Origin of the sequence: Vibrio sp. J383 (assembly GCF_023503985.1) — a bacterium.
Lineage (GTDB): Bacteria > Pseudomonadota > Gammaproteobacteria > Enterobacterales > Vibrionaceae > Vibrio > Vibrio splendidus.
The window spans coordinates 2,285,581-2,309,485 of record NZ_CP097293.1 but is presented as its reverse complement, the minus strand read 5'-3'; the positions used below and the strand labels follow the sequence as shown (position 1 = coordinate 2,309,485).

Genomic DNA, 23,905 nt, shown 5'->3' with positions numbered 1-23,905 from the left:
TAAAAGAGCGACCTGAATCACTCAGGTTATTGTGTTCATAACATAGGCCAAGTGGCTTGGATTAAAGCGAACAAAAAAGCGGATGATTGCTCATCCGTTTTTTTGATTCCTAAAGATAAAAATACAGATATGACTGGCTTATCTATGCTGTTTCAGGAGAACTTGATAGCGGCTGGGTAGGGCTGCATCATCTAAAACTTCCTCTAACATAACCGCAAGAGCGAACCAATCGTCAAGCTTGCTTGTTACCAAGTGCGGTCTAGAGTATCTAGGCGTGTAACTCTCAAATCGAAGCTGTTCGTGTTCAGTACCTATCTTAGTAACAGATCCAAAATCAATGAGTTGGGCTTGGCCTTGCGGGCTGAATACGATGTTGGATGGCTTAATATCACCATGAACGAAACCTAACGTGTGGACTTGGTTAATCGTAGCTTCTAAAGTACTAATCCAGTGAGAGGGTAAGCATTCCGCCAAATCTGAATCTGCTTGTATCTCTAGCAGTGTTTTACCATTCATGTAAGAAAGAACTAAACAGTCACTCTTGTGACTAGAAAAGTAATCACAATAGTTCGGCCAGATATCTTTTTTATTAGAGTCGATATTGAAATTGGTATTTGAATACAGAAACTCCGCCTCTTGTTTTAAGAAATGACGGTGTTTTAACTCTTGAGCAGATTTTATCGTAACCAGCCCCCAACTAGGATGTTGGGCTTTGAAAACCCGTGAACTTAAACGAGAGAGGTTAGTGTATCCATGAGCTTTGAACACTGGCAAAAGCTTTTCATCGTTCAAGTCCGTTTTTGAGAATATATCATCCTCAGAAGCTTGAGCTCGCCTTGATGGACAAGACGAGCTGTTTGAAAGTGCGTTATTAGATCCCACTTGGCAGTGAGAATCCAGAGAAGAAACCGGGAACAAATGGGTTCGATTGACCTTGAGTTTTGATGGTCAGTTTTACTTTACTGTCGCCGTATACAAATTCAACCTGAGTATCTTGAGCAGAGGTGAAACTCACGTTTGGCTCGAACAAGCGGAACCAACTCCATGTCCCTTTTACAGTGTTCTGGCCAATTGTAGAATCCTGAGCATTGAGTTGAATGCCTAACTTCTCGATAAACTTCGCGTCACCTTGCCATGATTGTTGGCTCCATAGTGTTGGGCCATGACGATAGGTAAAGATAGGCTTATCTGAAATGATCGAAAATTCCGTGATGTTTGGTGTCATATCGACGGCTTTCAGTTGGAAATTGATCAGAACATTCGATGGATCAGCTAAAAATAGGGCGTTCTTTATATCAGCGGCCTTATCAATCATTGTCCAAACTTCAGGCGTAATGGATAACCCTGTGCCGGGTAATAATCCCGATAAGTAGGGTGCTTGGTCACTATCTTTAACGAATCCATTAAGGCGAGTTTGAGAGAACTTATCGACGATGCCATTAGTCACGAAGAAGGCTTTCACATCCGCAACACTCACGTCCGATTTGGATTTTCGGTTGAACGGATAAAATGAAGCTAACCGCTGCTGGTAAGGTTGATACACTTCTTTCGACCACGCTGTATTCAAGTAGTCGTGAGCTAATGACATCACCGTCTCATTACTCTGGTGTACCACTTTATTGATCAGCTCTTCAGCTACCGCTAAATGATTGTTGGATAGGCTTGATAGCGATGCGATAGGATTACCAGCTTGTAACGTTACAGACAGTGTTTCAAAGGCGACCTTTTGTGGTTCTTTGGTCTCGTAAAACTTGTCTCCCCACTTTTTAGCGTTAATAAATGCGGTCAGTAGGTTGTCGATGGGCTTCTTACCTTGGTCATTGGCAGAAACCTGTTTTTTGTATGCTTGGAAACTAAGAGATATCTGACGAGCGGATTCTTTTTTATCAGGGTCTTGAATCGGCATACTCGCAGGATCTTGTTTCTTGTCATCCTCTACAGGGATTTCAAGCTCAACATAGGTGTACTTAGCGATTGTCGAGTACAAACTGACTAATGGATTATTGCTGGCTTCCGATAGGCTCGTTAGCGTGTTTTTTAGTTGCGTAGGGTCAGACACTTCTTTGACTTCGACATTACGAACCAAATCACGCCAATAGTTAATGTAATCATTCTGGTAGGTTTGCTTCAGCTCTCGGCTGATTCGGTGAAGCTCGAGTGCACTAGGGTAAGCCCCTGCAACGCCTTCATAAGACTGTAAGGCGGATTTTAGAGTCGGGGAATTGACCGATAAATCGAGCTCGTTAAAACCCGTCGGTGTGTAGATATAAGGAACTAAGTAGCCAGCGTAGCTTGGCGAGAATTGAAGTACTGAGTCAAAGTTATCACCTAGTTCACCACGAATATCGACGCGCTTTGCGTAGGTAGTCGAACTTTGGATATGTTCGTACAACAGGGTTTCAATGCCCGTCTGGGTGATGACTTTCTTGGCTAGGCTCTCTAAATCATGGTTCGATTTCATTGGCGTCAGGTTACGTGCAAAGATGTCATTCAATAGCACTTCTAGCTGAGCAATGTTGACGCTATCGGCCTCTCCTTGGTCTTGCAGCGTACGAACGTAGTAGTTTTTAAGCTCTTGGACATTGGTTCTGTCTTTACTGAAAAGTAAACGATAGTTATTAAGCAGAGACAGCGTTTGAGATTGATCTTCAAGGTTTACGTATACAAACAGGTCCTTCTCGATCGTATTTTCCATCGAAGGGATAAGCACCTGTTGTAATTCCGTGAAATAGGCCTCTTCGACTTCTTCCTTGATGCTAGGATTCGGCATAAACGGCAAGCTATACCAAGGCTCGGGCTGTTTGTAGAGGTTATAGATTCGCTGCAGTGAGAACAGGTTCGGAATGTTATCTGCCATGTTTTCAATATCATAAGGTGAGGCAGATATCGCTTCTTTGTAACGTTCCAACATTACATCCGCTCTGGTCTCGCGTTGATTTTGGAAATCAAAGTCGAACTTAATCACCAATAACACGGCTGCGAGTAAACCAATCCAAGAGAGCGTGAACAGAACTTGGTTAACCAACAAGGTGTTCTCTTTGCGCTTGTTTACGCCGACTAACTCGTGTTCCGATAGGATCACGTGTGTCATGAGGTATTGGGCAAACAAAGTCTGATTAACCGGGATTTGTTCATTTTGTTGATAATGCTCGTGCCCCACAGAATAAGAGACCGCACTCGCAAGCAAGTCGGATTGCGAAGCGCTTTGGCCATCATGAGTGAAATAGAAGCCTCTGAACTGCAGTGCGTCACTGAGTTGCTCACCTCGGTATAATCGATTGAGGAACAGCCAAAGGTTTTGTTTCAATAGTCCAAACTGGAAAGGAGCACTGGCAATAGAGTTTCGATAATCTTGATTCAATTGACCTGCTAATGCATTGCTCATGTTCGCAATCAGTTCACTGATCAAATGATCGTATTCATTATTGAACCAGTTCGCATCGATGCCACCGTGCACAGAATAAGGGGCTGTGGCACCGAATACTTCATCTCTTTTCGACTCGTCAAAAGCTGAGAAGAACTGACAAAAGTCACTGATGCTGCCCATATTCGAAATAACATTATAAATCGGCAGACTAACACCAAAAGCTTGATTGAACGTCTTGATTGTCGATTTAAGCTCGTCAGCCTGTTGTGTTATCTGTTCGTTGTTTTCAAGTAGTGACGATACGTCAGTGGTGAGTAACAGACCATTTGCAGCTTGTCTCGGGCGCCATGCAGTTAGAGACTGACTGAGTGTCTTTAGATATTCAGGATGCTGGTCTTCGCCCATACTTACCGACACCAAAATAGAATGCTCGCTAACCCAAAACAGGACCGGGAATTCAATGTCATTGCCGAAGTCATCAAGCTTGTAGGCTTCGTAACCCATTTGAGTGATGATGCTTTTGTCTTTGTTTGGGTTCTGACTTAGTAGTAGATAGATTGGCTGGTCGTAACGGCTGGTTAAGCGAGTTTTGCGCTTTTGCCCGTTGATCATCCGTTTGAAATGATTTGCTAATTGCTTCTTTCTTTTCTGAATCAGTTCTTTGTCGAAAGACTCTTCTTGCGATTTTGCGCTGCGCTTGATGAGCACCCAATAGCAAATGAAGCCGATAAGCGTAGAGATAATGGCGATAGTGGTCAGCGCCCACACCAAATAAGCATTGAGTGGTGTTAGCAGAATGACGCTAGAGGCGACGGTAAAAAAGGCGACAGAGGCTAGAGCTGAAATACCTACTGTCTTTTTAACGTTGCCTGACTTGTTTGATTTGGCATCCGGCATAATCAGTTAGACTCTTCCTTGTTTAAGTCATGCGCAGAAGTGCGAACAATAATGGCGTTTATTTGGTCGTTTTCTACGTACCAAGCTTTGGTTGTTCTCGCTTCTTCTGAGGTGTTAGCTCTTAATATCACTCGATAGTATTTTTTGTAAGGTGAGATAATTGGCTCATAAGCGGATGGAGATAGATTTTTGATGAAAGCTTGGGCATTTTTCTTACTTGAGAACGTCGCGAGCTGGACCAACCAATTGGCTGAACTTGGCGTGAAGTTAGTCGTTTTTTCGGCTTCTACCGCGTCAGATTTACTTGCGTGACGAGGAGGGTTTTCCAAGTCGTTATCTTGGCTGATGAAGACTATGTCTTTGATTTCTCCTGATAGAACGTAGCGTTGGCTAAAGTTCGGTAAAAAGGTGAAATCACGCGATCGCTGTGCGTGGGTTTTGTTGTACCAGAACTCTGTTAAACCAATACTGGTTGCTATCAAACAAAAGAAGAACAAGCTGGTAATGAAGTAACGTTTACGTCTAGTCGGTTTTCTTACGTCAGGAAGCTTTACCTTCGTGCGACAGTGGACGCCACTGGCGGTACGATATTGGCTGATGGTTTGTTCTAGTTGGTGGACGAATGCTTTTAACTGTTCAGCGCCGCCTTCGCGATATTGGCCTTTGAATCCAATATTGATGAAGAGGTAGATAATCTCTAGAAGATCGATCAGTTTGTGTGGCTGTCTTGCTGCTTTTTCAGCAACAGAAAAGAACAGTTCACCACCATTACGCATGCCAAACAGTTCGCTAAGCAGGGTTTTGTTTTCCCAGCCGCGTTTCTCTCCCCACTCGGTATAGATGATGAATTCATCGATGACTACAGCGTACAAAAAGCACAGCTTATCAATAACAGCAATAGGGTAGGTAAGCTCGGTTGCTTGAGCTTTTATATCGTTAATGCCCTGAATAAACTGCTCGCGGAAAACGGTTAAATCTTCGGGCTCAGACAGCGTTGAGATCTTGAGTGTTTTAGTCAGTAAATCACTGCTGATGTTGATCAGTTGATTCTCTGCCTTATCAAAATGACGCAGAAACTCTTCTTGAGTGCTGGTGGAGTGCACCGCAACCAATTTAGATAATCCCTGATCAGACTCTGTGTTAGCAGAGCCTTTTGATGCTTTATCTATGACCAGTGTTTCTTCGTCTAAATAATCCATAGCCATTATCTCAACGCGTATAGAACGACTTCGAGAGCAGGAATGCGCGCATCAACGTGTAGGGCAATCGCGTCACGTGTGTCTAGCATGTCTAACCAATTTCGGTCCTTAGTATCCACTTCGAAATAAGCGACGCCTTGCATCGGCTTAAGCTCGCTTGGTGCAATCGGAAGCGGTGTTAATGAGATACCAGAAAGCGAGCTTCTCACTAGCTCTACGATCTTATTGTTACTGCTTAACTTGGCCGAAATAGGGAACAGCTCGTTAAGCTCTGTGCTGCTGATATCTGACTTAACACTGAGAACGAAACGACGATTATAAACGCTGCTAGGGTCTTTGATTAATGTGCGAAGTAAGCGGCGTTTCTCAAACAGAGAAATATCCCACTTGAACTCAATAACCGAATCTTGTTGAACTAGAGTGAGTAAGTTTCTCAGGCTCGAAAACAGTGGGTTAAAGTTGTCATAGAGTTTGTCGTATTTTAAAGGCTGGCATTCGTCTGGAATCGCTGGTGTTAACGCCATGACTTGAGCTTCAAACTGTTTCAACTTTGAATACAGTTCGTGTGTCGGGTATTTGGTGTTACTGATGGTTAATTCAAACCACGGTAGCCATGTGTTGAGCGTTTGAAGCCACAGGAAATCTTGCATCATAGACTGAGGACTTTTTTGCCCTTGGCCAGCTTCGATGCGTTTCAATAGGTTTTGAGCGCGATTACTTACCAGCGCGTGGATCTCTTTGACTCGTTCACTAAGGAGAGTTGAAGCGCCGTAATGCAAGCAAGCTGGGATGAAGGCTCTATCAAGCATGACTTCGTCTGAATCACTGATTTCTAAGATCTTAGCTACGGGAATTAGGGTAAAACCAGACGTGTCTTCTCCCGCGAATTTGAGACCGATATTAAGCTGAGCGACATCAACTTCAACACTGGCATTTTCAGAGGTAGACGTGTCGAAAACATTGATTGAACGAGTGATGTAACGGCTTTGTTCTTGGCCATCTTCGCTGTAATCATTGTTGCCTTGCAAGGAGATTGGCAGAGCAAGGTAAACGATGGTTTCAATGGTGCCTTGCGGAATATCGACAACAATCTCTTGCTTGAGGTTGAATTGGGTTCCATCGGGGAACACACCAGAACAGCTTGGAATCGACAGCTTACCGATCTTCAAAAGATCGTGGTTCAGTACTAACTCGGTGATGCCGAAAAAAGGGGCAAAACCAGCCAGTGTTTCGATATTCTGACGAATGTAGTTTTGCACATAGCGGTCTTGCTGCTGAAAGTGCTGAGGCGCAATAAACATCCCTTCTTGCCACACTACTTTTTTGAAAGCGTCCACGTAAAATCCTTTTCTATTATTTTTATATATTGGCTTTTTTATTAAAAGATTTGCCACCAGCTGGAGTCAGGCTGTATCACGGCTAACTCTGCTTTCTTCCCTGTAATCGTTAACTCTAAGGTTTGCTCTGGGTCGGAAGGCATCATCAAAACGGTCTTAGTTGTGCCATTTTGGTAATCAGCGAATTCGACCAGAGCTGCAATGTATTGCGTGTTCTTGTTGATGTCTAACGTCAGCTTTTGCTCTGAGTTAGGTAGTACTATCGGTAACACCTGTTTTGAAACTAAGTTTGCCGCCAATAGCTGTAGATCATTGTTGTATAAATCAATAAACGGAAGTTGTTTGAACAGTTGTTGATCCGTTAATTGGTATAGTCTAACGACCACTGGGTTCGCTTGGTCGTCATTGTATTGGTTGACTGTCGCATCCGCTTTAACGGTCAATGAGTACTGTGTGACAACAGCAGCGGGTTCTGATGAAGAACATGCTGTGATCAATACACAAAGCGATAATAGTATGAGGCGTTTCATTCTCTCTCCTCACTTTGCTTCTGCATGTTCTCCATAAACAACGCTTTGAATTGGCGTCTGAAATCTCCGTTGTCTTGACGGTGTTGAAAGTGCTTTCGGTAAATTTTCCAATACTTTTTATCTTTGTTGGTAAAAATGCCGCTACTGACATACTCACTAAATTGGCTCTCAAGCTGCTTTGGTGCAAATTCATTTAAGAACTGATCAACGGTTTGTTCTAGGGCGTCGAACAGCGCTTTTTGTTGAAGCTGAGGATTCTGTAAGTATTGTTGGTTCTTTTCGGTCAGCGTGATGAGTTTGTCGATAGACTCTTCAATGCGAGTGTTGTTCTCAACATTGACTGGCAGATACTCTAACTCTGCAGAAGAGAGAGTGTTGTTGTCGGCGTGAGAGATTTCGTCTACTTCAATGTTCGGTATGACTTTGTTATCGTCCAAATCTTCAAATGGATCAGATGAAAAGGGGTCATCACTCAGAACATTCTTAGAAGAGAAATTCGAGGTCTTCTGAACGGTAGCAACTTCTGGTGAGTCATCTAAAAAGTCAGTATCGCTGTCATCAAGCTTTAAATTAAAAGGTTCTATAAAAGTTTCATCCTGTGTGGTGTTATTGGCCGCGTTGACTTTTGGATCACTCAATAGGCTAATCAGCAGTGTGTAGCCACCAAGTTTGATGATGTCGCCGTCGGTAATGACGTACTCTTTCTCTTTTGCCAAAGACTTATCGTTTAGCGATACGCCGTTGTTACTGATGTCTTTAATCACGTAACCACGATCTGTCGGGTAGAGCTGGCAGTGAGTTCTAGAGATCCATTTTGATTGATCGGGTAGCGCAATATCACATGACGGAGAACGACCTAAGCTTCCGCCACTTTCGGGCAGATACGTCACTCTAGAGGAAACAACCTCTTCAGCAGGTACAGAAATCATGTGGACACTGATGGACAATGGCTACTCCTTGCACTTGGATATGGCTGAATTAAAACTGTCTAAGAAACCCGAATAGGTTTTAAGGAATCGATTCGAAAAATAGACCCCCATATCCTTGGTATCTAAATTCGTCGAATTGAAGTAATCGAGTGGTAAAGAGGCTTTATTCAACTCTCTTTTAAAGACCAACTCATCTTCTAAAACAACATCAATTTCCCTTTGTTTTAAAAGTCTTAGTAATACTTTAGCATCTCGTGGCTGCTTAACGACGTTAAATCCATTACGTTTTAGCCAAAACCATTTGTTTGAGCCAAATTTGGCAGAAAAGTTAAGGTTTAACTTTGACAATTCATCAACCTTCGGCTCCACTCCTGGGCCAAAATACCAATTCAACGTCTGTTTTGCGATGGGTGCTGAGAGCGTAGCGTATTCATCACGCTCAGAAGTTTTAGTGGCGACGAAAAAGCCGTGTTGGCTACCGCTATGCACGCGCAGTTGTGCGTCCGACCAAGTTGTCATCGTAAGTTGATAAGGCTGTCCCATCATGCCTAACGCGCATTTAACTTTATCTAATGCGATCCCTTGCATCGAAGCGTTTTCATAGGTTTGGTACGGTGGCCAATCTTGTGTGGTCAGCATTAGGCGAGATGGCCCAATTTTTACTTGAGCAGAAGCACTCATCGACCAAAACGTCGAGATGAGTAGGGTGACTAGCGATAATCTGATGGTAGAGGCTCTAGTTAACATCATTAGAGTGTCCTATCACTTCAGAGATCTTCAAGATTGACACTGGCGGGTAATAGTCGAGCTTATGAGCGGCTTCGATATTAACAATATAGGAATATTGGCTAAGTGACTCTATCGGAATGTCTGAAGCTTTTTGAGTTCCTTTCAATATGTTATTCGCTTTGTATCCAGCGAATTGACCAACATTGTAGTAACGGCTGACAATACCAAACAGGGCCTTGTGTTTTCTTATCGGGCTCTCGGTCGCCGAAAAAGTAGGTATGCCTGCGGAATGTAACCCCGATACGACTTCCCCGCCTTGGGTGATAATGTATGAGTCCGGGGGTAAATAAGCCATATCGATACCATCACGTTTCATATTGTTGATCGTGATGTTAATTAAGTCGCTGTTTGACTTGGTTTTATCAATGTTTAATGGGTACAACATAACACGCTTGTTATAAATTTCCGATAACTCCATCATTTTATTTGCGGTGATAATCGAATTATTCTCGTCAGCGTTATATATAACCCCAAGGCTTGAAATGTTATTGAGCTTTTCTATCGCTTTAAACTGTATTTCATGGGGTACGATGTGCGATACACCAGTAAAGTTTCTGTCTGTTGAAGATAAATCAGTGATTAACTTGGAGCCCACAGGGTCGGTCACGATACTGAATACAACCGGAGTCGTGTTGTTTATTCTAAATTCGCTTGGTTCTGTGTAAGTTCCTAATAAATTCAATGTGATAGTGGTACCAAATGAATAAATGAGGTCAGCTTCTTTATATTCTAGATCTCTAATATGTTGTTTGAGCTGAGCTTTATCTCTGTTGGCATCAAGAACGGTAAATCTCACATCAATATGTTGGGATAAATAATCCATGAAGCCTTGTTCTGCGTCCGTTACTCCTCGCCATAATAAAAGAATGACGTGTTTTTCATCACTCTTAGCAAATGAGGAGGGGGACATCAAAATAAAGCTAAGAACGAACACTATAAATCTCATGATTGAACCCCTAGCTTCTGTTTATCAGACTTCAGGAATATCGAGAAAAACACAATTAAACTAAAGGAGCTCGCGAGGAGTGACGCACCAAATATAAGAATAGTTTGGTCGTAACCGAAGATACTCAAACAAACCCCAGCCAGCATTGGCCCCGCGATATTACCGATACGCTCTGTAAGCCTAAAGATACCGATGATTTTACCTTTCTCGATCCCTTGCCCGGAAAGTAGGTCGATGACTAAAGGTATTTGAGGAGAAACACAGATGCCGTGTGCGACACCAATAATAATAACAATAAGTAGCAACCCTAATGTGCCTTGGAAAAAATAGAAGTTGAGCAAGGCAAGGGACGAAAGTAATCCGCCAATAAAAATAAAGGCCATTTTGTTTTTAAGCTTATCGACCAAAATGGCACTCAATGGTGAAATTAGAATGATCGCGAGGCCATAAGCCATAATCACCCTTCCAGATACAGAGCTACTTTCGCCAAGGAATTGCAGATATACGGGGCAGATGTAGTAAAGGAAGCCTGTCAGTACGATCTTCGCCGGTATCGCACTGAATATCGTAATTAATGCAAAATACTTATTACTCAACAGAAGCTTAAAGTCTTTCAGCTGAACGGGTTTACTCGCGTTGCTGGTGGTCGACTTTTCAAAAAACACATAGACCAGTAAGACACTCAATGTTGCCAACAGTCCTGCGAGCATAAATGTTTCTGAGTATCCAAGTTTCTCCGCTAAGATTCCTCCGATAGCTGCACCACATAAAGAGCCAGAAAAGAATGATGACAAGAAAGTCGCCATTCCTTTGGTGCGATTAGAATCGTTAGTGGTATCTGACACATAACCTTGCGCTGAAATAAATACGATACCGTAGCCTACAGCGGTAAAAGCACGAGCCACCAACAAGAGTTCGAGAGATTGAATGAAAGCAGTAGCAACCAAGCCAATACAAGTGATGAGTCCACCTGTCATCAATGAATGCCTTCTGCCTACTTTATCTGACCAGTAACCTGCAAATGGCAGTGAGATAGCCCAACACAACATGAACAGAGAAATGGGCAAGCTCGTGACTAGGTTTTCAGGTATCCAACCGGTTGTATTTTCCAGTGAAGAGACGAACCTAGGAAAAAAGGCGAGTGAAGATGCTTCTGAGAACACTAATAAAAACAGCGGTAAACGAATGAATCGAAAGTCTTGCTTATCGATGTCTTGTGATGGTTGAGTCGGGTTTAGCTTAGTGATCGCTTGGTTAGTCAGATTGAGTAGTTTGCCAATCTCATCGCGTGACGAGATCTTAGCCAAATGATTCACGATGTCTCGGTTTACCAACATGAAGACTTTCTTTACTTGGTTCCAAGGTGAAATAATCATGAAGTTACACATGAACAGAATGATTTCTGCAACCACGAGGCAAGAGGCAACCAAAACGGTAATCATGTCCATGACGCTTTCTTTAAGCAGGTTAATGATCAGGTTGTTGTCGGTGGTGACGTTCAATTGAATAGTATGACTGTTGTTGAGTGAGAACGTCGATTCTCGGATAGAAGGGTGCACAACTTGTTCTTCGGGGTAGCGATAAGAAGAGCCTGACTGTCCTTCAAAGTTAATCGACAGAATTTCGCTATGGTGATCAACGAAGAAAGCAAATTCATCTTCTAAGCCATGCAGTTTGTCGTCAGGAACGCCTTTGTCTAGTAACCCTTTAATCATCTGATTTAATGAGTCACCAATCAGGTTGGATTTCTGTTCGAGCTTAACCTCGTAAATCTGCGAAAACTTGTCTAGCGATTGGTAAGAAACCCCAAGGTTAGCAATGATGGTCAATAGGATGGCAAGAGAGATGATAAACACCGGAAAGTGCTTGTTTTTCAGCTTCTCAAACTTAGACAATGAATTCGGGGATTGCAGCGCCTTGTGAGCTTGGGTGATCGTTGGCAGTAATTCATCCGAATCGGTCGCGGATTCAAATATTGCAGTTGCGCCTTTTACTCGGCCTACAATACCTTTCAATAGGTACTTCAAGGCGATAAAAGCAATCAGGCAAGAGAGTAGTATCCAAATTGCCGAATAGAGGAACTGGAGTTTGAGCAAGAAGGTTTTCTGTTGCTCTAATAGCGTTGTGGAATAGTAGAGCTTTACTTGTCCTTCTACTAACCCAAAGGAGTTGGTGATATCGAGCGATAGCTGACGGTTATTTTCGTTGTTTTGTTCTCCTGTACCAAAGAGTTGTTCGCCAGAGCTTGAGACGACAACTAAGGCGGTAATACCGTCAACAATTTTTAAACGGCGATCCAACATACTTTGGATGTTGGATATCGCTGAAAGAGGCAAGCCTAAACTGATCGCTTGGTTGATATCGTTATGTGTTTCTTCTAATACAATTTCATAGATGGAGTCGGAGGTTTCAGTCAGCCTTTTCTCGAAATTAAAATAGTTCAGCGTTGCATTTAAGGTGATGGAAAACAGCAAAACCGCCATGATAGCAAGCATCAACTTAACCCTAAGTGATAGGTTAATTAGTGAAGGTTTGATCAACGTTTGGCTAGCTTTGCTGTTCATAGTTAAAACCTACTTAATCGATAAATCGAAGTCAGCACTATTGTTGGTCGCGCTAACAGTGACTTGAGTTATCGGTTCGCTACGGCTGAGTCGACCAATACATTCTTCAGCCAATCTAGGCATCAATGAACGATTAATGATTTGTTCAACAGCACGGCCACCCGTCGTAGGATCGGTATTACGGTCAACAACAAACTGGATGAAATCTGCGTCCCAAGTAAAGGAAGCTTGGTACTGTTCTGCGAGCTTCTTCTTGATTCGATTGAGCGAGATCTCGGTGATTTTCGCTAATTCTTCATCGTTAAGCGGATAGTAAGGGACAATGGTAGTTCGTCCTAAGAAAGCCGGTTTGAAGTACTGTTGCAAGTCCGGACGAATAGCTTCAAGTAGCTCATCGTTGTCGATACGGTCTGTGGTTTTAGCGCACACATCACAGATAGCTTGGTCAGCTGCGTTCGACGTCATAATGATGATGGTGTTCTTGAAGTCGACGGTTCGGCCTTCACTGTCTTTGATATGGCCTTTATCGAAGATTTGATAGAACAAGTCATGCACGCCAGGGTGCGCTTTTTCCATCTCGTCTAATAGCAACACTGAGTATGGGTTACGTCGAATAGCTTCCGTTAACACACCACCTTCACCAAAGCCGACATAACCGGCAGGCGAGCCGAGTAACATAGAGATCTTATGTTCTTCTTTAAACTCGGTCATGTTAATCACGGTAAGGTCGTTACTACCTCCGTACAGTTGCTCCGCAAGCGCCATGGCGGTTTCAGTTTTACCCACACCACTAGGACCACACATCAGGAACACACCAATCGGTTTACGATTATCGGTTAACCCAGCGCGTGATATGCGAATCGCTTTTGCGAGCTCGTTTTTCGCGACATCCTGACCAATAACTCGAGTATTAAGCTCATCTTCTAAGGTCAGCAGCTTGGCGATTTCATCACTCATCATGTTACCAACAGGAATACCGGTCCAATTCGCAATCACTTGAGCAATGGTGTTGTCGTCTACCATGGCGTAAACAAGAGGTTCTTCACCTTGCAACTCGGCCAATGCAGTTCGCAGGGTGTCGAGCTGTTTTTGCTTGTTAGCGTCGACAGCATCTTGCTCTTGCTCTTCGGTGATCTCCTGTTGAACCGTTTTGATTTGGTCAACTAACTCAATCTCTTTCTCCCAGCGCGTGTAATACGCTGCCAATGTTTGTTGGTTTTCTTCGATTGATTGTGTGAGTTCTTTGATCAATTCAGCGCTATTTGAGAACAGTGCATCTTCCTTTTCTAACGCCGACTTCTCGTTTTCTTGGTAACGAATGGTTTGCTCTAACGTTTCCAATACTTCTGGCTTCGCGCCTTGTGTCAATGCGATTCGTGCACTCGCAGTATCAAGTAGGCTAATGGCTTTGTCTGGCAGTTGGCGACTTGGAAGGTAACGAATCGATAAGTTGACCGCTGCTTCAATCGCGGATTCAGCAATAAAAGCGCCATGGTGAGCTTGCAATGAAGCGGCTACGCCACGCAGCATTTGCATCGCATCTTCTGCATTTGGTTCTTCAATCGTCACAACTTGGAATCGGCGTGTTAGAGCAGGATCTTTTTCGAAATACTTTTTGTATTCAGCCCAAGTTGTCGCTGCGATGGTTTTGAATTCACCACGAGCTAGCGCTGGTTTGAGAAGGTTGGCTGCGTCATTTTGTCCAGCAGCGCCACCTGCGCCAATGAGGGTATGAGCTTCATCGATGAAAACAATGATGGGTACTTCTGAAGTTTTCACTTCGTTGATCACGTCTTTTAAGCGGTTTTCAAACTCACCTTTAACGCTCGCGCCTGCTTGCAGTAAGCCAAGGTCTAAAGAGTGGATTTGCACGCCTTGCAGAGCACTAGGGACTTCGTCGGCTGCAATTCTTAACGCTAAGCCTTCAACAACAGCGGTTTTACCTACGCCGGGCTCACCGACCATAATCGGGTTGTTTTGGCGTTTACGACATAAGATATCAATCGCTTTTCTTACTTCGGAATTACGGCCAGAAATTGGATCTATGTTGCCGTCAATCGCTTGTTGAGTCAGATTCACCGTGTACTTGCTCAGTGCGTCGTTACCTGCTGGGGTAGTATCGAAAGAACCACCGGTTGAAGGCGCTGCAGAATTTCGGGCAATAGGTGTTTTCTTGATCAGACCTTGCAGAGATTCGAGCGAAACACTGCTTAGCGTTTCTAGTTGTAGGGTGCTTACGCCTAACACGTTCTGTTGCATCAAAGCTTGAATAAGATGCAAGCTGACGATTTCGCCATGACCATAGTTTACGGATGCAATCATCCAAGCATCTTTGATTAATTCAGTTAAGCCATGGCTTAGTGTCGGCTGACCTTCGCTGCCTTTTGGAAGCATAGCTATTTTTTTGGAAAGCTCATTCACTAAGGCGTCTAATGACAGCTTTTGAGATTCGCACAACGCCATTAGCTTTGGATCTTTTTGGGAAATAAGCTGAAGGATCCAGTGTTCTGTTTCTATCGCTCCAACACCTTGGTTCATCGCCGCGCCCGCAGACGCTTCCAACGCTTGCTTCAGTTCGGGAGATAGCTTTCCTACTAAGTTAGTGAGAGTTACTTGTGTCATAGTCAATTCCTTGTATCTCTATAATCTACACATTCCGTATTTATGAACTACAAAAGCAAAATCTTTACGGTTTCATTGGGGTTACGCTCAGGTGCAAGGTAGTCAATTTCACCTAAACGAGCGGCTATAGAAACCTTGCTTGATAAACGGGGTTTGGTTAAATATGAACGTTTGACGTTCAGATAAATGGCAACAGGCGTACTGTCTTTTAAATAGTGCTGAGTCAAAGACAACACAGCTTTTGCAAATTGGTCATCTTGTTGAATCTCGAGGAACTCATTTCTGTTTTTTGGGGTAACAAAAATACTCAAGTTGTTAAAATGAGCTAGGCAAGTTTTGCCAACCAAAAAACCTTGTCCCAAGCGACTGTTAAAATCTCGATTAACACCGATGCGAGTTAACGAGTCGGTCGGTAATAGACGTTGTTCAAATGCCTTGCACTCCACGTCGATGGAGTAGGGAAAAAAATCATTTAAAATCTTTTTTAGAGTCGTCAGGTTTCGGCTTTGTTGGCTTAGCAGTAATGAATATTGGAGATACTCTTTGTGCTCTTTTCCAAGCGCAGCAAAGTGATTCAATAGTGCTGTTTTCTTTGGGTTTTGCTCACTTTCAACGAGCAGCCAACGTCGAGCATTGGTTCGATAGGTGATTTCAAAGTGTCGTTGATTAAATACGTCCAGAAAATCTTGCAGCGAATGATCTTCATTGTGGATAGCGGCTAACAACTCTTCGTATATGTAATTAGGTACCACGCCTTTAACGCCCGAGAGCGCTTGTTTTGCTAATCTGAGTTTGGCTTTGTTTCCCTTTAACGAGAAGTACTGGATCTCTTGAGGGTTGCCAGTCGGCATCGCCTCCGATTTCAATTGGATCTGTATCGGCAAGCTACTTTGGGACTGAAGCTGCTCCAATAGCCTCATTGCCTGAGAGAAATCGTACTTTTCAGGCTGAGCTGCTAGGTCTTCGATGAAATGCTTCATATATCCCCCTTGCAGCCTAAGCTCTGGTGATTTTCAGTTCGCAGGATTTCCGACATTCGCTGAGTTATAAACACAATTGGCTACCGTGGATCTTAGGATACTTTTTAACGATACCATCTCGACCGTAGATTCGGATCTTGAGTTGGATATATCGATCAAAGCTACAAAATTGTTGGAAGAAGCGATTCAGTACATCAGCAAACGCCAAATAGGGTGAGGTTGCATCGAGTGTGAGTTCAATCTCGGTCCCGGGAGAGAATACGTTTTTGCCCAGAACGCGAATAGCAGACACTTGTGAATTGAATGTGATCGAGTGAATCATCTGAATTTCAGCGCTCGATACTTGTTCTCGACTGCACAAACTCAACATATGCTTGAGGTCAGCAACCGGATTACTAGACTGCACCAGTGATGAAAAGTTGGTGTTCAGTAAGCTAATGAATTCCCAATGGATATTTTGGTCGACTTCCTTTGTGATAGGTGCTGAAGGCGGATAAATAGGTGAAAAATCACCGGGTAAATCAATACTCTCTAGGCATTCCAAAGTACCGCTTACGCCACACGCTTGCTTGCCATTTGTACACAACAAGTGAGTACCAAGTAGCTTACTAAATTCAGCTTCTGGCGCTTCAGATAGCGAAATTGCGATGCTCATTTCACCAAAGTGATTGTGTTTACTTTGCCAGTAGTCATATTGCTGATTGTGGGTGTATTTCTCTTTAAAAAGAGGAACTAACGGTATTTCACCGTTAGGCGTGATTTCGTAGACCTTCTGAATTTCGATGATTTCAATATTGTTGTCGCTGTGCGCGTCGGCATTCACAGGAACTGAAAGGGTTCTGTGATCGTACGCAATAGGTTCGCCTGTCTGCTCAAACAAGTTAATCGCTGGCATTACGTTTAACTTGAAAACATCTTTATTGAATAGGCGGATAAATTCGGACGGCAATGACGACATGAACAAGTTAATGATGATTTCTGATTCATCAAATTGGCCTGCGTAATCCGCAAAGTTCTTAAGTCTAAAGAACTGTCGCTTCTCTTTGAAAAAGAAAAACTCGTTAATCAGTTGATAGCCCGTGAATTGATTACCATGTTCAGGTAAAAACTTAAACTCGAGATCGCTGATTCGATTTTTCAGCTGGTGGCTATCAATGGTGACATGTCGAGCGCATTCGTTGTCTGAGATAGAAATCGCTAAGGTGTTATTGAGAAGAAGCTCGACTAACGAGTCCGCATTGTTTTCAAACCCTTTGACGAAGAAGTCGAGGTCATTGAGTTCTAAGTGGCTGAAGTGTACTTCGGGGTCGCCAGTGTTCAGTGAGATCTGAACGACCGCTGAGCTTTGATTAGCCGATTTGGGTCTATTGAAGCTAAACGGGGCGCTTAGCGCTTTGATGTTACCTAAGCTAAACGGCGCTATTTTGAGTTCGTCAACCGTTCTAAATAGACATTCGTTTTTGGTGTTTGTGCTTGAGAACAGCGAACCCTTTGGCAAAGTACTCGATTCAATCGGGCCTTCTTCTGCGAGTAACTCAAGATAAGCAACGCTAGGAACGGTTTGTATATAAGAAGGATAGAGCACTCCTAATATACCTTCGATGACCTCAGGTAACTGCTCTGATAGTTTCTTTTCTACCTTAGCATTTAATAGTGCGACGCCATCTAATAGACGAGCCATGCTAGGGTCTTCAATCTTACCTTGATGAATATTGAGCTTCTCAGCGTGCGTCGGGTATTCCTGACCGAACTGACCTAACGAACGGCGCACAAAAGCCAGTTCTTGCTCGAAGTAACGCATAATAGGTTCAGTCATAGTTATCTTCTTCTAATGAGGTGGTTAGGTCACTTAATGCGATTTTGGAGTCAAAGATAAGGTCTTGTTCGCCATGACTTGTTTTAACCTTGGCGATGATGTTGAACGACAGTGAGTTGTCACCTTCTTTGCGCTCTCCAAGTTCTACCGAGATGTCATGGAGTCGTGGCTCAAAGCTTTTAATCCACGTTTCAATACGTAGAGTCAGCTGCGTTTTTTCTAGAGTGGCGCTCAGTAATTGAATATCTTCGATACCAAACTTTAAGTTAGAGCGGTTGACTTCTATCAGTCGTTTATCGATATCTGTCAATGATGCCTCAGCTTCAAGTAGCTTGGTGAGATGGAACTTGATGTCTTCAATCTCTGCATCCTTATAAGGCTTTGAATCACTGATAAAGGTCTTCCAAAAGCTCATTACGCCACCTCATTTAGGTCGGTGGTCAACACAACTTCACCGCTGAAGTAATCAAACTGGTATTGAGGAACAATGCGCAGAGTACAAGCGAAGCTGCCAGCTTGAGAGCTTGACTCTGTCACACTCACTTTGGCGAAGCTGAGGGGGTATTTAGATAAGGTCTCTTCATTGGCAAATGAAACGTTACTCGAGAACTTTTCAATCCAATGGGTCAAAAACAGCTCACACTCGGTTGCGTTGTTGAAGCTGCCGATCATCTCTCTGACTTGAACTTTTAGGTAGTGCGCGATTCGGCAAGACATCAGTGTGGTTTGAATTTGAGTCAGTACTTTGTCGTTGTCACTTTGTCCGCATTGCCAAATCGAATTGTTACCATTGAAGTAAAACTTATCGGTTAAAGGACTCTTCGCTAATGGGATAAAGCCGCTCTGCGCGTAGAAATTCGATAGTTGCCCGAACAAGCTAATGTCCATTACTGGCTTTTGCAGGTGGCTATCGAAATAGTGATTCGCAGGGAGGTTGATGACAGCGCCTTGAAGCTTATCGTTCCAGCGAGATTTCAAAAAACCAAACCAGTTCACACGGTGGAACTCTCGCATGATCGTGGTTGCCAGTACCATGTTGGCTAAACCCCAACAGCCTTTACCTTGCTCGTTATAAATAAATCCTGCTCGTCGGTTTTGGTAAGCCTCACGAAGGCGCACTTGAGGAAGCGCCATGCCGATAAAGCGAGAACTTGGTTTACTGCGTAAATCTTGCCACGCTTTAAAGTCGGGGCCGGAAAGGATCTTGTTGATACGTTCTATGTCTGATAGCCAATCTGCGCCGCTTTCACCAAAGAACGTGGAGACTGGCGAAAACAACATAGGGCAGAGTGTCGCTTCGCCTAATTTGCCTAACAGCTCTGCGGTAAACAGATCGTCGTAGTCGGCATCAAAATCGATGTCCATCGAGATAGGGTGGCTAAAGGTGATGCAACCAAAAGGGTGACCACCTAAGGTATTCAGTTCGTTATTGCCGATCTTGTTATACAAGTCGCTGGATTTGGTTGAATAGGCTTGATTGACGTCACTGGAGATTTCCACCCAATTCATATCGAGCAGTTTTACATGCGCTCTTTGATAGCTGACGGGTAGGGAAACAAGTTGTTGAAGGCTTAGCCAGTTACGTTCCAGTTTTTGAAACTCGGGTTCATGGAGGACTTCATCAAGCTGTAAACTGAGTTTGGAATCGATTGTTGATATAAGTGTTGATATCAATGAAATTAGTGAGGATTTAGAGCTTAAGGAGTGTTTGTCTAGCTCAGATAACAGAGATAAAGCCTCTTTCATAAAGGTATTATCTGTGTCATCTAATTGATTGAATCTGTTTTGCCATTCTGTATTTAACTTCATACAAAATTTTTGGCCGGATTGCTCCGGCCAAATCCATATTAGCCTGGAATCTTAGCAACCATTCGAACTGAGGTAGTCAATTCTTCAAGTTGTAACCAAGGTCTTAGATGAGCGACAGCTGAGTATGCGCCTGGCTTACCAGGTTGCTCGACCACTTCAATGCGAGATTCGCAAAGAGGCGTTCTTGCACGTTGCTCATTACCAATGGCACCCGCGTTGGTGTATTGGTCGATCCATAGTTGTAGCTCTCGTTTGATATCCGGAGCTTCAAGATTCGAGCCTAACTTGTCGCGACCCATTACTTTCAAGTAGTGGGCGATACGGCTACTTGCCATGATGTAAGGCAGGCGAGCTGAAATTGCCGCGTTTGCCGTTGCATCTGGGTCAGTGAAGGTTTTAGGCTTTTGCGTTGTTTGACCGCCGATGAACACAGCGTAGTTAGAGCTTTTGTAGTGAACCAAAGGAAGGAAACCAAGGTCAGATAGCTCTTTCTCGCGCTCATCTGTTAGGTTAACTTCTGTAGGACACTGCTGAAGTAGATCGCCCGCTTCAGACTTGTAAGTTAGGTTTGGAAGGTTCTCGACCTTACCACCGTTATCAAGACCACGAATAGAAGTACACCAACCTGAAGCCGTGTAAGCTTGAGTCATTTTAAGACCAAGATCATACGCTGCATTAGACCAAACTAACTGATCATTGCTGGTTGGCTTAGGATTACCATCCATATCGGTACCAAGCTCTTCATAAGCGAAGACATCAGTACTCAAACCTTTGTCGCCATAAGGTAGGCGAGCAAGAGTTCGTGGCAGTGTTAATGTTACGTAGCGAGCATCATCACTCTCACGGAATGAATTCCATGCAGCGTAAGCAGGAGAGTCAAAACCTGCAGCAACAGGTTTGCCTTCAGAGAATGTTTGGAAGTCATTAAACTCGAACATCTCAGCATTGGCAGCAGCAACGAATGGTGCGTGACACGCTGCAGCGACTTCACCCATGTAGCGAAGTAGAGCAACATCTTCATCTTTAGCGCTAAACTCGTAGTCGCCAATGAAGGTGCCGTAAGGTTCACCACCCGCGGTACCGAATTCGCCTTGGTAAACAGCATTGAATAGAGGGCTACGGTCAATCGCAGGCGCATCTTCGAATTGATCAAGCAGCTCTTCTTGTGTGTAATCGACCATTTTGATCTTTAGATCACGACCCAGTTCGCTCTCTTTAACGAGTTTTTGTAGACCACGCCAAGAGCCTTCAAGCTTCTGTAAGTCTTTTTGTTGCATGACTTCAGATAACTGTTGAGATAGCTTTTTATCTATCTCTGAGATTGCGTTTTCAATTGTTTTTGTAACGTTCTTATCCCACGTCACGGTGCCAGAAAGAGCTTGCTCTGTAAGTACAGAAAACAGTTCTTTCGTGGTGTCAGCGGGAGTTTGAGTGGTTGCTTCAATCGCACGGTCTAGGAAGCTCAGTGAGCCTTCCGCCGCCTCCGGTTGCGCTTGATTCTCAGTTTCAGTACTCATTACTCAGCTCCTTCTTCTTTAATACCAAGCTCATCAGAAAGAGCATTAATCGTATCTGCACTTTGTAGAACTTCTTTAAGTAGCTTTTCTAGGTCGCGAGAACGATCGGCTTTAGAAAGCAGTACCTTCAGTTGATTACGGGTTTCGACTAGCTTCTTAAGCGGTTCAACCTGTTCGATTATCGCTTCAGGTTCGAAATCTTTCATCGAATTGAACTTAAGACTCGCCGCAAATTGGCTGTCATCACCTGCAAGAACGTTATCGACTTTCAATGATAGCTCTGGACCTACACGCTTCATTACCGTATCGAAGTTGTCTTTATCAACGTTATAGAAGGTACGATCTTCTACTTCTTCTTTATCTTGCTTATGGCCTGAGTAGTCACCAATAACCCCAACAACAAAAGGGAGCTCTTTGGTTTCTACAGCGCCATTAGTCTCAACGTCATAGGTAATACTTACGCGGTTCTTACTTACGCGTTTATGTTGGGAATTTAGTGCCACGGTAACTCTCCTTGTTTAATTACTTAGCAGTTGAAGTGACTTTAGCTGTTGTAGCATCGAAGCCAACCTCAGGGCCTTTCTCGATCTTACCGCCGTCGGATTCAATGTAGTAAGCCTTAGAAATTTCAGTGTAGGTTAGGCTGAAAGATTCGCTTGGAAGTGAACCGTCTGTGCCAGACATGTTGTAGCTAGACATACGAGCCATTTTTAGCGTTAGAATCAGGTATGGATCAGCACCAGAACCTTCACGGTTTGGTTTTGTCATTACGATTTCAACGGTGCGACCTTCTGGACCCGGCGCATATAAGAAAGTGGTTAGATGAGGTGTTGCACCATCACAGCCACGAGTCATGTTGACTTCACCAAGAGCAACCATACCTTGGTCCGCATTGTTTGCATTACCTACATCGATACCAACACCACGTACTGCACTCCAAGAAACGCTATCAAGTGCAAAGAATCCATCTTTACCCCCGATCTTTTCTACCGTTGCTGCACCTTTTGGTGTCGTACCATCAATTCTCATAAAAATAGAAGCCATTACTTTCTCCTTGCTCAACGCATTAATGTGCTTTACCACTCAAAATCTTGCAGGCTGCTCGATGATGAGTTGGAAGTCGGTTCAGATGTTTGGTTTGTATCTGTCGTACTATTTGAACTATCAGGAACTGGCGATACTGCCGCTGGCTCTTCAATAGTCGGTGTTGCTACCGGAGTTCTCTCCGGAGCGGAAGTCATTACTGGAACGGATTTTCCTGACAAATCGGTCTTGTCTAGGTTGTCCATTCCTGTCATTTGATTGATTTGTGCGATGACACTTTCATTGCCAACCATTTCTTGGAGTAACTCTGGGAAGCTCATGTAGCCCCAACGAATTGAACGTTCGAGTAAGAAGGCAATAGGGCTATGAGGCTCTGTTTCTTTAAAGTACTCAGCGATTTTTCTAATTTCTTGAAATGCATGATCGCGATTAACAATGCCGTTGATGCTCGAGACGTTTTGAACAATCGTTTGAGTTTGGTTTTGGGAGGTAAGGCTGTTTAGTGCTTGGGCCTGCCCGTCACTAGCCACGCTTCCGTTATCTTGGTTTACCGGATTAGTTGCCCCTGAATTTTGGCTTGTCTCAGTGGCTAAACTTGAGTCAATAGGGGTATCACTTGCTTGCTGGGGTGCCGAATGTATCGAATCGTCTTGTTGAGGTACTTCTGTTGAGTTTTGGATAACGTGGAAGTTGTCATCCAAAGGCCAAGGCGAGAATCTTTCTCCAACAAGAAAATGTATCGCTTTAATCAGATCACGTACGTTGGTCTTGATGAAGTTGAAACTGATAACGGTTGCGCCAACAGCTTGGCACTTTTCAGCTAGGTTTTTCTCAGCACCTTCCAATTCACTATAAATACTCGCTAATTGAAAGAGAGTCTCTGAAACGCTTTGATCAAATGAACCTAACGCTGTTTCTTTCAGTTCTGCAATGTTGCCTTTACGTTCAGCGGTCAGGTAATCACCGAATGTGACACCAGCGCAAAAATCGAGCATTTGAAAGGGGATATACACAGAGCTTGAGTCAACAGACTCACCAACGAGTTGAAGTAGGGGTTTAGTTTTAAATTCAGTGATTTCCTTCGCTTTCCCTGCATCGTCAGAAGCTTTGAGTTTAGCCTCCGGAAGCATTGGGTTTAACGTATCCCAAAATTGGTCGATGAAAAGGTTTAAAGCAGGGATAGCATTAGCAAGGTTATGAAATGGCTGAGATGTAAAAAGTTGACTCGTGATGTACCAACCTAATATCTCTAAGTCTTTTGACTGTGAAGTAAGTGTTTCTTCTGAAACCTTTCTCAACTCAGCCCAGTTTTTTGTATTGGCATCCACGATAGCAGGATCAGACGATGCATCAGGAGTTTCAACTAACTGTCGAAATGAGGATTGAGCGCTATTGTAAACGTTTCTCAAACTGCGATAGGCACTTCGATCTAACTTCAAATAAGAGCCTGAAGGCTCTTCATCCGAGATTGGAACAAGTAGGTGAACGATTTCTGTCATATACATCCTGTAAAAATCTATTGTTATCCCGATCGCACTAAAGTGTCATATTTGATACAT

At 43.5% G+C, this 23,905-nt stretch carries 18 protein-coding genes; all 18 read right to left on the bottom strand.

Annotated elements, in window-relative coordinates; translation table 11 throughout:
- Window positions 1-138 precede the first annotated feature (138 nt).
- Window positions 139-792: a protein kinase domain-containing protein gene (locus M4S28_RS10540; protein WP_249631766.1), complete on the bottom strand. Its 654-nt coding sequence runs from the start codon at window positions 790-792 to the stop codon at window positions 139-141.
- A gap of 79 nt (window positions 793-871) precedes the next feature.
- Complete coding sequence (gene tssM / locus M4S28_RS10535; protein WP_249631765.1) at window positions 872-4,264, bottom strand: type VI secretion system membrane subunit TssM; 3,393 nt, start codon at window positions 4,262-4,264, stop codon at window positions 872-874.
- Between the two features lie 2 nt (window positions 4,265-4,266).
- Window positions 4,267-5,463 carry a type IVB secretion system protein IcmH/DotU gene (icmH, locus tag M4S28_RS10530; protein ID WP_249631764.1) on the bottom strand — a complete coding sequence of 399 codons (1,197 nt, stop codon included), beginning with the start codon at window positions 5,461-5,463 and terminating at the stop codon, window positions 4,267-4,269.
- A 5-nt stretch (window positions 5,464-5,468) separates the two neighbouring features.
- Window positions 5,469-6,800, bottom strand: a complete 1,332-nt coding sequence (tssK, locus tag M4S28_RS10525; RefSeq protein WP_029223513.1) for a type VI secretion system baseplate subunit TssK — start codon at window positions 6,798-6,800, stop codon at window positions 5,469-5,471.
- A gap of 41 nt (window positions 6,801-6,841) precedes the next feature.
- On the bottom strand, window positions 6,842-7,330 hold the full coding sequence (gene tssJ, locus M4S28_RS10520) for a type VI secretion system lipoprotein TssJ (protein WP_249631763.1): 489 nt from the start codon (window positions 7,328-7,330) through the stop codon (window positions 6,842-6,844).
- The gene (locus tag M4S28_RS10515; RefSeq protein ID WP_249631762.1) at window positions 7,327-8,277 is read right to left on the bottom strand and encodes an FHA domain-containing protein; all 951 of its coding nucleotides are present in this window, start codon (window positions 8,275-8,277) and stop codon (window positions 7,327-7,329) included. Before M4S28_RS10515 ends, tssJ begins: the two co-directional genes overlap by 4 nt.
- A 3-nt stretch (window positions 8,278-8,280) precedes the next feature.
- Window positions 8,281-9,009 carry a transporter substrate-binding domain-containing protein gene (locus M4S28_RS10510; RefSeq protein WP_102481957.1) on the bottom strand — a complete coding sequence of 243 codons (729 nt, stop codon included), beginning with the start codon at window positions 9,007-9,009 and terminating at the stop codon, window positions 8,281-8,283.
- Window positions 8,996-9,994 (bottom strand): ABC transporter substrate-binding protein, encoded by a 999-nt coding sequence (locus M4S28_RS10505; protein ID WP_249631761.1) that lies wholly within the window; start codon window positions 9,992-9,994, stop codon window positions 8,996-8,998. Before M4S28_RS10505 ends, M4S28_RS10510 begins: the two co-directional genes overlap by 14 nt.
- Window positions 9,991-12,558 carry an MFS transporter gene (locus tag M4S28_RS10500; RefSeq protein WP_249631760.1) on the bottom strand — a complete coding sequence of 856 codons (2,568 nt, stop codon included), beginning with the start codon at window positions 12,556-12,558 and terminating at the stop codon, window positions 9,991-9,993. The genes M4S28_RS10505 and M4S28_RS10500 overlap by 4 nt, the downstream gene beginning before the upstream one ends.
- A gap of 9 nt (window positions 12,559-12,567) precedes the next feature.
- On the bottom strand, window positions 12,568-15,180 hold the full coding sequence (gene tssH / locus M4S28_RS10495; RefSeq protein ID WP_249631759.1) for a type VI secretion system ATPase TssH: 2,613 nt from the start codon (window positions 15,178-15,180) through the stop codon (window positions 12,568-12,570).
- A gap of 47 nt (window positions 15,181-15,227) precedes the next feature.
- The gene (locus tag M4S28_RS10490; protein WP_249631758.1) at window positions 15,228-16,160 is read right to left on the bottom strand and encodes a type VI secretion system baseplate subunit TssG; all 933 of its coding nucleotides are present in this window, start codon (window positions 16,158-16,160) and stop codon (window positions 15,228-15,230) included.
- A 64-nt stretch (window positions 16,161-16,224) separates the two neighbouring features.
- Window positions 16,225-17,976, bottom strand: a complete 1,752-nt coding sequence (gene tssF, locus M4S28_RS10485) for a type VI secretion system baseplate subunit TssF (protein WP_249631757.1) — start codon at window positions 17,974-17,976, stop codon at window positions 16,225-16,227.
- The gene (gene tssE, locus M4S28_RS10480; RefSeq protein WP_249631756.1) at window positions 17,969-18,391 is read right to left on the bottom strand and encodes a type VI secretion system baseplate subunit TssE; all 423 of its coding nucleotides are present in this window, start codon (window positions 18,389-18,391) and stop codon (window positions 17,969-17,971) included. Before tssE ends, tssF begins: the two co-directional genes overlap by 8 nt.
- Entirely contained in the window at window positions 18,391-19,785 is a 1,395-nt protein-coding gene (locus M4S28_RS10475) for a type VI secretion system contractile sheath domain-containing protein (RefSeq protein WP_249631755.1), read from the bottom strand. Before M4S28_RS10475 ends, tssE begins: the two co-directional genes overlap by 1 nt.
- Before the next feature lie 38 nt (window positions 19,786-19,823).
- Window positions 19,824-21,302, bottom strand: a complete 1,479-nt coding sequence (tssC, locus tag M4S28_RS10470) for a type VI secretion system contractile sheath large subunit (protein WP_102444808.1) — start codon at window positions 21,300-21,302, stop codon at window positions 19,824-19,826.
- Entirely contained in the window at window positions 21,302-21,805 is a 504-nt protein-coding gene (gene tssB / locus M4S28_RS10465) for a type VI secretion system contractile sheath small subunit (RefSeq protein ID WP_017110737.1), read from the bottom strand. The genes tssC and tssB overlap by 1 nt, the downstream gene beginning before the upstream one ends.
- A 19-nt stretch (window positions 21,806-21,824) precedes the next feature.
- Window positions 21,825-22,346: an Hcp family type VI secretion system effector gene (locus M4S28_RS10460; RefSeq protein ID WP_065111266.1), complete on the bottom strand. Its 522-nt coding sequence runs from the start codon at window positions 22,344-22,346 to the stop codon at window positions 21,825-21,827.
- Window positions 22,347-22,378: 32 nt separating this feature from the next.
- On the bottom strand, window positions 22,379-23,845 hold the full coding sequence (locus tag M4S28_RS10455; RefSeq protein ID WP_102501101.1) for a type VI secretion system protein TssA: 1,467 nt from the start codon (window positions 23,843-23,845) through the stop codon (window positions 22,379-22,381).
- Window positions 23,846-23,905: the final 60 nt, after the last annotated feature.